Annotated in this window: 8 protein-coding genes; all 8 read right to left on the reverse strand. The window is 37.6% G+C overall.

Features of this window, described 5'->3' with window-relative positions; genetic code table 11:
- Positions 1 to 36 precede the first annotated feature (36 nt).
- A complete protein-coding gene (locus DUT69_RS15290) occupies positions 37 to 2,004 on the reverse strand; it encodes a c-type cytochrome (protein WP_113654106.1) in 1,968 nt (655 codons plus the stop codon).
- A 13-nt stretch (positions 2,005 to 2,017) separates the two neighbouring features.
- Positions 2,018 to 3,436 (reverse strand): 3-keto-disaccharide hydrolase, encoded by a 1,419-nt coding sequence (locus DUT69_RS15295; RefSeq protein ID WP_113654107.1) that lies wholly within the window; start codon positions 3,434 to 3,436, stop codon positions 2,018 to 2,020.
- Between the two features lie 39 nt (positions 3,437 to 3,475).
- The gene (locus tag DUT69_RS15300; protein ID WP_113654108.1) at positions 3,476 to 5,767 is read right to left on the reverse strand and encodes a GH92 family glycosyl hydrolase; all 2,292 of its coding nucleotides are present in this window, start codon (positions 5,765 to 5,767) and stop codon (positions 3,476 to 3,478) included.
- Positions 5,768 to 5,797: 30 nt separating this feature from the next.
- Positions 5,798 to 6,460, reverse strand: coding sequence for a basic secretory protein-like protein (locus DUT69_RS15305; protein WP_113654109.1), 663 nt, complete (start codon positions 6,458 to 6,460; stop codon positions 5,798 to 5,800).
- Between the two features lie 7 nt (positions 6,461 to 6,467).
- Entirely contained in the window at positions 6,468 to 7,883 is a 1,416-nt protein-coding gene (locus DUT69_RS15310; protein WP_113654110.1) for a glycoside hydrolase family 125 protein, read from the reverse strand.
- 25 nt (positions 7,884 to 7,908) lie between these two features.
- Complete coding sequence (locus tag DUT69_RS15315) at positions 7,909 to 8,796, reverse strand: ROK family protein (protein ID WP_113654111.1); 888 nt, start codon at positions 8,794 to 8,796, stop codon at positions 7,909 to 7,911.
- 325 nt (positions 8,797 to 9,121) lie between these two features.
- Entirely contained in the window at positions 9,122 to 10,774 is a 1,653-nt protein-coding gene (locus tag DUT69_RS15320) for a RagB/SusD family nutrient uptake outer membrane protein (protein WP_113654205.1), read from the reverse strand.
- 11 nt (positions 10,775 to 10,785) lie between these two features.
- Positions 10,786 to 13,797, reverse strand: a complete 3,012-nt coding sequence (locus DUT69_RS15325) for a SusC/RagA family TonB-linked outer membrane protein (protein WP_113654112.1) — start codon at positions 13,795 to 13,797, stop codon at positions 10,786 to 10,788.
- Positions 13,798 to 14,047 lie beyond the last annotated feature (250 nt).

Here is a 14,047-nt window from a genome sequence, read left to right on the forward strand (position 1 = left end):
GGCAAATTACCAACCGTTAATGCATTTAGTATTTTTTTATTTGTTTAATGAGTTTATCCAAGCAGCAATTTTCAGAGCATCTGCTTTAGTAACCTGTGGCATAGGAGGCATTTCTGTTGCATAACCTGGCCAATTTTGCGGTTGCGGATTGTGGATTAACTGATAAATTTTAAGATCGGAATATTTTCTTTTCGCTATCTCTGTAAACGATGGCCCGATTTGCTTTTTAGTTGTATTATGGCAAGCCAAACAAGTATTTTTTGTTAATATACCTTCTACTTGTTTGTAGGTTGGCGCAACTGCAACAACGGGAGCTTTAGCTGGCAAAGGTTTTACCACTGGTTTTTTAATAGTAGGATTAACGGTAGTGCCTTTAGTAGCCTTTGGCGCTGTAACTGTTTTAACAGGCTGCGCTTCAGAGTTACGCGTGCTAACTTCGGCCATACTTAATTTTGTTCCAGTTGGAATTTGATTTAAAGTATAATAAGCGGTTGGATGAATAAGCGAATAAAAAGCTTCTTTATCTCTAACGCCATCTAACGTAATGGTATGAATATAATACTGACGTAAGTTTTGTACTATTAGCCTAGCTTTAAGCCCATCTGCTGAAACCTTCACCCCACTGATTTTCAGCGTTTCGTTATTTACTGGAGGCGAACCATAAACTGGTTGGTATTTGTAGATAAAACTCTCTACAGAATACGAAGCTAAATCCTCAGCAGATTTACGGTCTACAGGTTTGGTAAACTCAATTTCAAAACCATCTGGCATAGCTCTAACAGCTTTCATTTCGAAAGGCATTTTGTTGTTGTAAACCAATCTTTCTAAACCTTCATTTGCATCGCCGGCCGAACCCCAACCACGGTTAGTTTCTCCAACAAACAAAGAACCGTCTGTTCCCCAAGCCATTCTTAATACACCAGAACGGAAACCTTTTCTGAACAAAAATGCAGCACCTTGCTCTTCTCCATTTACGGTTTCCATAAAAATTCTTGATATGATACTCATTCCTTGGTCGCCTACCAAAATTTGACCAGCAAAAGGACCGAAAGTATTTTCTGGAATTTTAACAGGTTCTGAAGTAGATACACCTAAAATTCCGTAAGGCAACCAAACAGATGGCAACTTTAACTCCGGAAAATCTTTTTTAGCTTCGAAGAGTGTTTTAAACGTTTCGTTTACTCTGTTTTCTGGCTTAATATACCTACCATTTTCATTCTTTAAGCGGCGTTCATCCATTTTTGCATAAAACGATTCAGACTTCAGTTTTAGCGGAGAATCTTTTCTATCCGTCCATATCAAACTAGCAGGATGTCCCATAAAATCACCTTTATTAACGTTCCATAAACCTCCAGAACCAACCCAATCGCCTTGGTTTTCTGTGTAGTAGAATTTATCGTCTATAAAGTTCAACCCAGCTGGTGAACGTAAACCCGCAGCAAATGGCGTCATTGTTCCATTTTCGGTAATTTTCATTGCCCAACCACGCATCGGCACACGACTTTCTGCTCTCCACCACTCTTCGTTTCCGAAAGCAACGTTTCCAGTTACCATAAAGGTTCCGTCGGGAGCAATCTTTGGTCCGAAACTATACTCATGGTAGTGCCCACTTAATGGCCAAGCATAAATAGTTTCGTAAACATCGGCTTTGCCGTCCATGTTTTTATCTATAAGCTTAGTTAATTCTCCACGCTGTGCAACATAAATTGCCCCATTTTTTTCTGCTATCCCTAAAATTTCGTGCAAACCAGTTGCAAATTTTCTAAAATATGGTTTTACGCTGGTAGGATTTTCAACTACATAAACCTCGCCTCTTCTGGTTGATAATGCTAAATTCCCGTTAGGTAAGGTTACTAACCCACCAACTTCTAAAATTGGTCCTTCAGGAACTCTTACCTTAAAAATCCTGAAAAAGTCTTCTTCTTTTGGTGTTTCTTGAGCAGAAAGTTTTGAGAAACTTAAGCTAAGCACCAACATTGTTAATATTTTAAATGTATACTTCATCGCAATTTTCAACTTAAAATAAGATACTGTAATTTAATTTGCTTCCTAGTTCTACTATCAATTCCTTTTTTCCACCTTCGGCAGTTCTTATAATAGGTTTTGTTTGAGCGTCAAACTGAAGGTAGTAAGATTTATCATCTATTAGGTACAAACCTTTAGACACTTCTTCTATGCTATCAGCATTCGCTAAAAGGAAATACAAATCTTTTGATGAGTTGGTTGCATTGATCTCTCTAGTTAAACCTTGTCCGTTCGCCATTATTTTTACCGCATCAGTAATATTAGCACCGTAGATATTGTATTTAAATTCTGGACGTTCTTGATCATCCATTACATAACCTTTGGTACGAAAGCCGGTATTTACCGTATCGACAACCCATTTATCTTGTTGCGAAGCTAATTTCGAAACGGACAAAACAGGTTTTTTAGTAAATCTTGTAACGTTTCCTAACGGTTTCGAAGTTCCGTTACCACGGCCATCCCACATCGGGGTTGCATCTATAAAACCTCCGTGCCAACCTTGCAATAAGGTTCCATTATCTAAATCGTAACTAAAAGCAACTTGTTGTGGGCCGCCTACAGAAATAGCATGTACCGAACGAACGTTTGGAACAACATCTATAAAACTACGAATCATGGTATTTACTGGGGCTTCAATGTAAATTGGATCTGCATCTTGGCGACCAGGTCTATTTGCATTTGCCGGAAGCTCAGAAATTTGAATATTTCTAAACGCGACCGCACCATGATCGCCTTGCAAACGTAACGAACCTTTAGCTTTTTCTTTACCTGCAGCACCTCTTGTTACTCCTAATAACTCGATGTTATCGTGAATTAACACACCATTTAATTCTAAACTTAAAATTCTTGCATTGCTAGTTTTGTTACCGCTTGCATCAAACTTAGGCGCTTGAAAAGCAATTTTAACATGTTGCCATAAACCCGGAGCCCTACTAACATTCTGGCGAGCGGCAAATCCGTCGAAACCTTTTTCGCCTTCTGGTCTTGCATCGTCCCAACGACTATAAATTGCACCGTTAGATGCGGCAGTTGGAACAAGTAGCCCCCAAGAATCTTCTATTTGAATTTCGTAATTACCTTGCAAATAAATTCCTGAGTTAGCACCTTTGGCCACTAAATAATCTAGCTCCAAAATAACATCGCCAAATTCTTCAACGGTGTACAAATCGCTACCAGTATTTTTAGCCGTTGGCTGATTTACGAGTATGCCCGTACCTTTCTCAACCTTAAAATTATTTGGCTTTTCTAAATCGGCAAACAGGTTACTGGCAATAGACCACGTATTTCCTGGATTTTTAAATGCGGATAAATCAGTTAGACTTATTGCCGTTTTTTGCTGACCATAAACAAATAGCGTACTCGACGCCAATGCTAATGCAATCGAGCAAACTTTTTTAATATTAATCTTCATCGATATAATTTCTATTTGGTTTTTTAGTTTAAGATATAACTATTTTTCTGTTGATAAAGAATAAGGAAAATCGGCTGGATTGGTTCCTTTAGTTTTATTTGGTGTAGCTGCCATACTAAAATCTAAAACTGCTCCATTTTGCAAAGCAGAATGACTTAACCAGTTTTTAGTGTAAGGTGCGCCATTTACTTTTAACGATTGGATATACTTATTATCGGCACTATTTGCGCCTGCGTTAATAACTATCTTTTTGCCGTTATCTAAATTTAAGGTTACTTTTTTAAATAAAGGTGCTCCAATAACATACTGATCAACTGCTGGTGTAACTGGATAAAAACCCATTGCAGAGAACACATACCAAGCAGATGTTTGTCCGTTATCTTCATCTCCGCAATAACCATCTGGTGTTGCAGCGTACATTCTGTTCATAGTTTCGCGAACCCAATGTTGTGCTTTCCATGGTGCACCTGCATAGTTATAAAGATAAATCATGTGTTGAATAGGCTGGTTACCATGCGCATACTGACCCATATTTGCGATTTGCATTTCTCTTATCTCATGAATTACACCACCGTAAGCACTCTCGTCAAATACTGGAGGCATAGAAAATACCGAATCTAACTTGGTTACAAATTTATCATGACCGCCCATCAGCTTTGCTAAACCATCGATGTCTTGAAAAACCGACCAAGTGTAATGCCAGCTGTTTCCTTCGGTAAAAGCACCACCCCATTTAAATGGGCTAAATGGCGATTGAAAGCTACCATCTTTGTTTTTACCCCTCATTAAACCAGAAGAAGGATCGAACAAATTTTTATAGTTCATTGCTCTTTGCTTGTAAATATCAATCTCAGAAGCAGGTTTTTTCAACAATCTGCCCAATTGATAAATCGCAAAATCATCATAAGAATATTCTAAAGTTTTAGCTGCATTTTCGTTTACCTTAACATCAAAAGGAACATAGCCTAATTCGTTATAATATTTAACACCGTGGCGACCAACAGCTTCCATCGGACCTTCGTTATTAGCTCCGTGTTTAACCGCTTCCCATAAGGTGTTTATATCATAGCCTCTTAAACCTTTAACATAGGCATCGGCAACTACAGATGCAGAGTTATTTCCGACCATAATATTGGCATAACCCGGACTACTCCACTCTGGCAAAAATCCGCCTTCTTTATAAGTATTGATTAAGCCTTCTTGCATCTCTTTGTTAATAGCTGGATAAGCTAGGTTAAGAAATGGATAAAGCGCTCTAAAAGTATCCCAAAACCCTGTTCCGGCGAACATGTATCCTGGTTTAATATCTCCAGTATATGGACTCCAATGCACTATTTCGTTTTTAGCATTTACTTCATAAAGTTTATTTGGGAAAAATAATGTACGATACAAACACGAGTAGAAAGTGCGCATCTGATCAATCGTTCCGCCTTCTACTTCAATTTTGCCCAGAGTTTTGTTCCAAATGGCTTTAGCTTTAGCTTTAGTTGCATCGAAATTATCGTTGGCTAACTCTCTTTTTAAGTTCAGCTCTGCTTGTTCGAAACTAATAAAAGACGATGCAGTTCTAGCATTAACTTTTTCTCCTTTTGCGGTTTTGAATCCAATTACTGCACCAGAGTGATCACTCGTTAACTCTAATTCATCATTTTTTAAAGTTTTGTCGCTCCAAGTTTTTGCAAGCGTAAAATCTTTATCGAAATAAATTACAAAGTAATTTTTAAAATTTTTAGGTAGAGGTCCACGAGCATATTTGCTGGTGTAGCCTATTATTTTTCTTTCGTTCGGAATAATTTTAATGTAAGAGCCCTTGTTTTGAGCATCTACCACTACAAAAGCACTGTCTGTTTTAGGAAATGTAAACCTAAATTGCGCAGCTCTTTCTGTTGGTGTAATTTCTGTAGTTACATCAGCATCAGCTAAATAAACACTGTAATAATAAGGTTTAGAGGTTTCTGACTTGTGGCTAAACCAACTTGCCCTGTCATCATCGTTAAACTTTAATTTTCCTGTTACTGGCATAATAGCAAAAGCGCCGTAATCATTCATCCACGGAGAAGGCTGATGCGTTTGCTTAAATCCACGAATTTTATCAGAATCGTAAGTATAGGCCCAACCGTTACCCATTTTACCAGTTTGAGGCGTCCACATATTCATCCCCCAAGGCACACCTACCGCCGGATAGGTATTGCCATTTGAGAGACTAACTTTTGATTGTGTACCCATTAACGGGTTTACCAACTCTACAGGATCTGTAATTTTACCTACATTTTGGGCAAAAAGACCCGAACCCGCTAACAGTAGTGTTGCTGTTAATAATTTCTTTATCATTTGGTGTGATTTTTTACGTAAATGTTATTATTAATCGGTTTTAGAAATATAGATTTGCCAAAGTTCGTCTAAAGATTTACCCGTGATTTCGGCCCACATTTCATTTTTGTAAGTATGATTTCGCATTGCTTCATCGAGCTTTACAACTATACCTTTACTCTGATGTTCTTCTAGCCAATTTAAAAACCTTGCAGTAATTCTATATGAATTTTTATAACTATGCTCTGGCTTTAGCGACGGCAAAGACCATTTTGCCCCTGCATTGTCTACACCATATTTGTAACGTACGTAATCTGCTATTCCCTCTGTTAGCCAACCTGGACCGCCTCCTCTTCCGTAGTTTTGTACAACATGCATCACTTCATGTGTTACTACGTCAATGTCGCCCGGGTTTTTAATAAACCATTGCGGATTATAAACAATTTTCCCTCCTCCGGTGGCAGCAACACCTTTATAAGCAGTGTCAATATTGAAATACAACTCTTTTGCCGTTTTAGGATTAAAGTCTTTCGCTAATACTGGGTAAACTTTAAAAAATGTTTCTATCATCCTTTTTTTCAATGCTGGATCAAAATTTCTGTCGTTGCTAGCGAAATGTAGGATATAGCCGTCTTTTTTATGTGTAGTTGTATCTTGCGCAACTGCAAAAACAGCTATAAACGAAATAAAAGTTAATAAAAAAATCTTTTTCATTATGTATCTATTTTAATAAATGAGGTTTTTCATTGTAAACCTTCCATAAAAACTCGCCAAATAAAGTGTTTGCCCAAGCAAACCAACTACGCGTAAATTTAGTTGGATTATCTTTATGGAAACTTTCATGCATAAAGCCTTTATCGCCATGTGTAGTTTTTAACATCTTAATGCATTTCTTTATCTCGTCATCGTTCAACGACGTCATTCCTTGCATGGTTATCGCCATTGGCCAAATCATATCTGGACCTATATGCGGCCCGCCAACACCTTCTGCAAATTTCCCTTTGAAAAAATATGGATTATCTAAAGAGAGAATAAACTTTCTCGTGTTTTTATAAAGTTGATCGTTAACATCTATGGCACCCAAATAAGGCATGGAAAGTAGACTTGGCACGTTACTATCGTCCATCATGTAAGCACTTCCAAAACCATCCACTTCAAAAGCAAACATTTTACCAAATTCAGGATGATCTTTTACAGCATATTTTTTCAGCGCAGTTTCTACTTCATTTGCTAAAGCAGTAAGCCTACTTGATAGCTCGCCATCGTTCTGCAAGGCTTTAACCATTTCTGCAGCTTGTTTTAAACTGCTTATTGCAAAAAAGTTTGAGGGTATTAAAAATGCAAAAGTTGTAGCATCATCACTCGGGCGGAAAGATGAACAAATTAAACCAACTGGTTTAACTGGGTGGCCATAACCGTTCATAGATAAGGTATCATGTGGATACAAACTTTCTCTTTGAAAATGATACGGTCCTTTGTTTTCTTTTCTTTGCTGTTCGATAAAAGTTTTTAGGATTGCTGCTATTGCTTTTTTCCAGTTGGCATCGAAAGGTGTTTTATCTCCCGTCTTTTTCCAATAATTATACGCTAAACGAATAGGGTAACATAACGAATCGATTTCCCATTTACGCTCGTGTACGCCAGGTTTCATATCGGTTTTATCGTTTTTCCACTCTCCTACTTTTTGCTCATCATTATAAAAAGCATTTGCATAAGGATCTTTAAGGATATATGTTGTTTGACGATTAATTACACCGGCAATTAGATCCTTTATTTTTTTCTCCTGATTAGCAAATTGTAGATAAGGCCATACTTGCGCAGAGCTATCACGCATCCACATCGCATCTATATCACCTGTGATTACATAAGTATCTGGCTTACCATTTTTAAGGCTGTAAGTTACGGTCGTATCCAACGTGTTAGGAAAACAGTTTTCGAACAACCAACCTAGTTCCTTATCGGCTACGTTGGTTTGAAATGTCTTTATTGCCTGTTCTACGGCAACACTATTAAAATGCCGTTTTGATAAAGGTACCCTGACCACAGGAAAGTCTGGAGCTGAGGCAAATGACATTTTCGACGCCAATACACCGGCGCCTAACAGACCAGTATTTTGAATAAAGGTTCTTCTTTTCATTGTGTTTATATTTGGTGATACTTCCTTAAAGTTCAACACTCTCTTCTTGTGCCAAGCCCCAACATGCGGCAGCACCTATAAGCGTTGCGTTTTCGTTAAGTTCACTCAATTTTATTTTGGTATTGAGCTTAGCCAACTTAAGTTTTTCTGTTAAACTTGGCTCAAAAAGTTCAAATGCTTGGGAAATGTTCCCTCCAAGTACCACGACTTGGCTGCTATACTCGTTAACAACTGTTGTTAAAAATTCGCCAAGCGCCATCCCAAACTCTTTAAATACCTGCATTGCACTAGCATCTTTAGTTGCCAACGAGGCCAGTTCTTTTACACCATCAACTTTAATACCTTTTAAAGTCTCGTACCTTGCTAAAAACCATCTAGTAGAAAGATAGTCTTCCGCTATTCCTCCACGAAAACTAGAATTCCACAAAGCAGCGTCTGTGGCATTGCCATCAATCGTAACTGCAGAGCCTAAACCTGTACCAAGCGTTACGCCAAGTGCACGCTCGTATCCTTTAGCGGCACCGCAGAAAACTTCGCCTTGTAAAAATGCAGCAGCATCATTTATAAACTTGATACAGTCGGCTTCGATATTTAATCTAAGAGCAAGTTCTTCTTTGATGTTTGCCAAGTAAAGCGATCTAAACTTATCTTGATCTTTTATTAACGATATGCCGTTCTCATAGTCAAACGGGCCAGGCATTGCAATTCCAATTTGTATATTATGATGTGCAATATCGCCTACCGAAGCTTCGATAACTTTGCACCAAGCGGCCAGAATTACTTCCTTATCCTGCAATGAATCTACAGCTTTACGTTTTACAGAGCTATCGATCAATTGCCCACCTGGCAGATTTACCAGCGACGCTGTGATGTGCGAACCGCCAATATCTACCCCCAAATTCATTTTATTCATCAATTATTATAAAAGCCCTAAATATATATAAAACGTTTTAGTAATGCAAATTGACGCTCTAGGCCAATTAAGTGAGCTTTGATTGTATTACTTTTTGTTTGTTAGTGATCTGCTTTTAATATTTACTCGCCAACTTTCTTGAAATAAGATTCAAACTGCAAATTATGGTAAATGCTGTATTAAATAATAGCCGATGCCAAATGTGGAAAGTCTTTAAATATCTCATTTAAAAACTTACTCCATGCCTATAAGTTGATAGCCTCTGTATTTCATTTTAATCAACCCAAAAAGTACTCGTTAAAGTACTTTTTGGGTGAGTGAAAGGTTAATTATATCCAGGATTTTGATCAAGATTAACATTTAAAGTTCGCTGTACCTGAGGAATTGGGAATAAGCTTCTAAAAGGTTGAGATGGTGTATGATCCCACCAAGTTCCAGTAGTGAATTTGTTAAATCTAATTAAATCACCTCGTCTAAAACCTTCAAAAATGAACTCTCTGCCTCTTTCAGCTAACAACTCATCCATTGTAAGCGTCGCTGTTGTATAAGGTACAAAGTTTGCGGCAGTGAACGCTCTTTTTTTGCAATCATTAATTAACTGCACCGCTTCTGCATTTGCTACGCCATTACTTTTACGCATGATAGCTTCAGCTTTGGCAAAATAAATCCAAGTAAGCCTGTATATGTTCCAATCTGTATTGTTGTAATTTGGATCGATAGGCACTGTAACTCCATTTACAACACCAGCAACTTGGTTACCAAGCTTGTATTTGTTAAATCTAACACCACTATTCTCTTCGCCCTCACTCATGTTAGAAACTGTTGAATTGATTTTATTTTTTCTGATGTTGTCTACAAAAATAATTTGCTGACCGCTATATTCATTACCACCAGATGCTAAAGCAGGTTGTCCGTTATCGAATCTGATCATTGGCCCCTCTAACAACCAGCCTCTTTTTCTCAAATCTGTATCGTTATATGTAGTAAATACTCCGGGAATTACAACAACTCCATCATTACCATTTCTATTTCCACCATAAATTGGTCCTTGTTGAAAATGGTAGAACTCGCCAGTCCATGATGGTTCGAAGGTTGCGTTTCTGAACTCGTAAGCAATAGAAAAAATTGCTTCTTTAGATAAGTCATTCGTTGATTTGAATTGATCAAATATATTTGGATCTAATGCCATTGCGCCATTTTGACCACCAGCTGCACCAGTTATTAATTTGTTAGCTGCCGCGATACAATCATCCCAACGTGCTGTACCTGTCCAAACCTCAGCGTTTAAATAAAGTTCTACCAACATAGCATATGCTCCTGCTTGGCTCATCCTCCCCGTCATTGTTTTAGAGTGTAATGGTGCTCTATCTACATTGTCTTTTATCTCTTTTTCTATAAACGCGAAAACCTCTGCTCTGGGAACTGTTTTAGGTCTTGCAGGAATACCAACTTGGGTTACTACTGGTATATTTCCGAAAAGATCCATCAATTTTAGATAATGGAATGCTCTTAACAATTTCAATTCAGCAATATACGCGTCTTTCTCAACCTGTGTAATACCCATTTTAGAAATATCTCTTTTCTCTAAATTCTCAATCGGATCGTTACATAAACCCATTCCCCAATACATTAAAGACCAAGCACTATTCAAAGGCCCATCATCACTTAACCAAGTATGGTAATGTAATCTTTTCCATTTCCCACCATCTTCACCATGCCTGCCTTTTGTTGGCCAAGCTAGCTGATCTGCAGATAATTCGGACGGACGCCACCAGCCATCTTGACCAGAAGGTGTAATCCAAGCATTTGCATGCGTGTATGGTCTTAAAACTGCAGACAAAACTTCGTTTTTATTATTGTAAAAATTATCAGTTATCAACTGATCATATACTTTTTCGTCTAATTTTGTACAACCGTTTATAAGGAATACTGGTGCAACAATTAAACATGCAACAACTATTTTTTTAAATTTTTTCATTTTCTTAATCATTAGAAACTAGCATTAACACCAAACAAAAACTGTCTTGTAGCTGGGTAAGGACTTCTTGAGTCGATTCCAGGACCTAAACCTGTATCTGATATAAAATCAGGATCGTTACCTGTGTAACCAGTTATGGTTGCTAAATTCTGGCCAGTTACATATGCTCTTAGATTTCTGATTGCCTTCGAGCCTGTTTTGAAAGTGTATCCGATTGTTATCTCATCAACTTTCATAAAACTTCCTCTCTCCAAATAGTAATCCGAATACATATATGTATCTTTTATCTGATCATATTTACCAAACGCACTATTTAAAAGGTTAAGGTTTGTTACGCCATTTTTATTACCGTAAGAGATTGCTGGAGTATTTAAAATATCGTAATCTAATTTACTTCTTAAAAACACTCTAAAATCAAAACCTTTATAAGCGAAACTGTTGGTTAATGATAAATAATATTTAGGAATAGCGTTACCTATTAAGGCTAAATCGGTCTGATCTCTAAAAGCAGACGTGTTTATGTTTGCATTTGATACAATTTCTCCATTCTTGTTATAAAATGTCCATTTGCCATCTGGCGTAAACCCAGCAAATCTTTTACCCCAAAATTCACCTAAATTTCTTCCTTCGTAAGTCCTGATAGCATCTCCCAAAGCTCCAAAGCCACCTATACTTCCAAAGGTTCTTAAATCTCTTTTAAACTCATCATTAGAATATCTATCTAATCTGTTTCTAGTTGTACTTCCTACAAAGTCGATATTCCAAGAGAAATCTTTGTTTTTGATAGCGGCATAGCCTAATGATATTTCGATACCCTTTGCCGAAATAGTACCTACGTTGGTTGTAATAGTACTTACTACAAATGGTGGTTGTGGAGAAGTATAATTATCTATAAGGTCATTTACAACTCTATTATACAAATCAATTGAACCTGTTAGCTTGTTATTAAATATTGTAAAATCTATACCTAAGTTAGTTTCCTTTTTCCTTTCCCATCTTAAATTCGGATTAGGGTTTTTATTAGGTCCGTATGTTTGTAGGTATTCGCCAGTTGGGAACAAATAGATACCTCCTCCAGTTAATGTAACTAGGGATGCATAGTTACCGCCGGTATTACCCGTTTCTCCATAACCCAATCTTAATTTTAGATTATTTACAAAAGTTACATTTTTCATGAAGTTTTCTTCAGAAACATTCCATCCACCAGAAATTGCGGGGAAGCTAGCCCATTTGTTATTTGCGCCAAATCTAGAAGATCCTTCCCTACGAATACTTGCCTGAGCAAAAAAGCGATCTCCGAATGCATAACTAATCCTAGCAAAACCTGCTATTAAGGTGTTATCGTTTTTATTACTTCCTATGGCAATTCTGTTTAATACTACAGGTACACTACCTAAGTTGTTGTCTTCAAAAACGTCATTTAAATAGCCTCTGTTATTGGCGTTAAAACCTTCATTAACTTCATAACGGTAAAAATATCCCGCAACTGCTGTAAATTTGTGTTTGCTTCCAATAATTTTGTTATACTCTAGCGTAGGCTCTACGTTAAAGTTTTGAGACAAGCTAGTGCCTCTGCCAGCGTAACCTCCTCCTGGTGCCTGAGCATTCTCTACAGAGTTTTGACTTGCCTTAAATCTGTACTCGCTGTCTAAATTCCAGTTTCTTTGATGAGCTCCAAATACAGATGCTTTTAAGCCTGGAATGATTTCAAAATCAACTTTACCATCAACTGATGAGGTTTGTTGTTGCCTTCTATTTTTTTCTTGCTCCAATCTGGCAATCTCATTTGTGATGTTACGCGTAAATTTAAACGTACCATCTGGATTATAATAAGATTCCGTAGGGTTTCTTGTTAGAACTGTTTCCCATCCGCCACCACCTAACAAGTTGGCATTGTTAAAGTTGGCTGCAACGTTAAATTGAGCAGTTAATCTATTCTGTAAACCAGTTTGAGTTAAACTTAAGCGTAGACCATACTCCTTACGTGAATTTTCTCTTGCAAATCCCTGCACATCTCTAAAGTTAACACTCGCTCTATAAAACGATGTTTCGCCTCCACCAGATACCGCGAAGTTATGATTATGAGATAAATTGTCCTTATTAATCAAGTCGCTGAAATAATCCTCATCGCTACCGTAATCAATCCCTTGTACTTGCCCGTTTGCAAGACGTTCGCGATATTGGCTCGCCGTCATAAAATCTGGTCTTTTAACCAACGTTTCCGTTCTTATGAATGCATTATAGTCGAAGCGAGATGGTCCTCTTTTACCTTTTTTGGTTGTTACAATTATAACACCCGCAGTTGCTCTAGTACCGTAAATAGCCGCTGCTGAACCATCTTTTAGAACACTGAAAGACTCAATATCGTCCTGTTGCAATAAGTCTAAGTTACCTCCAGGTATTCCGTCGATGATAATTAGAGGAGATGCTGCACCTGCCAAAGTAGTAACACCCCTTAGTTGCACACCCACACCCGAGTTAGGATTTGTACCGCCTGTTCTGGTAATTTGCAAACCAGCTACCTTACCGATTAGTAAATCGAGTGCGTTTCTAGACCCACTCTGTCTAAAATCTGCCGAATCTACTTTGGTAATTGCTGAAGTGATTTCGTTCCTGTTTTGGGTTCCATAACCAATTACAACCACCTCATTAAGTTTAGTGTCGTCAGCTGATAACTTGATTGACAAAGGAGTTCCCGTTCCGGCTTTTACCTCTTGGGCTTTAAATCCTATAAATGTAAACCTTAATACATCATTTTCACTACCTACCTCAATTGCAAACTTTCCTTGAGCGTCTGTTATTGTCGACTTGCCTGTAGAGATATTTCTTACACCAACGCCCGCCACAGGCAAATTAGCATCATCTACAACAGTACCCGATACAACTTTTTGCACGGATCCGGTTTTTAACAGCATTTTCCATGACTCTTTGGCAAATAAAGCCTCAGAACTCATTGAAAACGCAGAGCTACTAAGCAAAACACTTGCACAGAGCCCAGTAATTTTGAGTAAATTAATTTTCATTAGCGTTTAGTTTAATTATAGTTTGATTATTTGTTACAATTCAAAGAAAATTGGCGTTATCTAGCAGTACATATAAACCATATTGCAGATACGAGGGAGAAACTGAAAATAATTTCGGTAGCGAATTGGTTCAAGATTTCTATCCCCACGCTATCATAGATAGATGGGATAGTTTTATAAGCTTTCCTTTTCATACAATTAATTTGGTTCGTTTAGTAAAACGTTTTACTATTTGATTATAAAAAAATAC

The sequence above is a fragment of the Pedobacter namyangjuensis genome, assembly GCF_003313325.1.
Taxonomy (GTDB): Bacteria; Bacteroidota; Bacteroidia; order Sphingobacteriales; family Sphingobacteriaceae; genus Pedobacter; species Pedobacter namyangjuensis.

Coding starts and splice junctions, on each gene's coding strand:
- DUT69_RS15290 (WP_113654106.1), bottom strand. CDS start 2,004: ATGAAGTATACATTTAAAATATTAACAATGTTGGTGCTTAGCTTAAGT.
- DUT69_RS15295 (WP_113654107.1), bottom strand. CDS start 3,436: ATGAAGATTAATATTAAAAAAGTTTGCTCGATTGCATTAGCATTGGCG.
- DUT69_RS15300 (WP_113654108.1), bottom strand. CDS start 5,767: ATGATAAAGAAATTATTAACAGCAACACTACTGTTAGCGGGTTCGGGT.
- DUT69_RS15305 (WP_113654109.1), bottom strand. CDS start 6,460: ATGAAAAAGATTTTTTTATTAACTTTTATTTCGTTTATAGCTGTTTTT.
- DUT69_RS15310 (WP_113654110.1), bottom strand. CDS start 7,883: ATGAAAAGAAGAACCTTTATTCAAAATACTGGTCTGTTAGGCGCCGGT.
- DUT69_RS15315 (WP_113654111.1), bottom strand. CDS start 8,796: ATGAATAAAATGAATTTGGGGGTAGATATTGGCGGTTCGCACATCACA.
- DUT69_RS15320 (WP_113654205.1), bottom strand. CDS start 10,774: ATGAAAAAATTTAAAAAAATAGTTGTTGCATGTTTAATTGTTGCACCA.
- DUT69_RS15325 (WP_113654112.1), bottom strand. CDS start 13,797: ATGAAAATTAATTTACTCAAAATTACTGGGCTCTGTGCAAGTGTTTTG.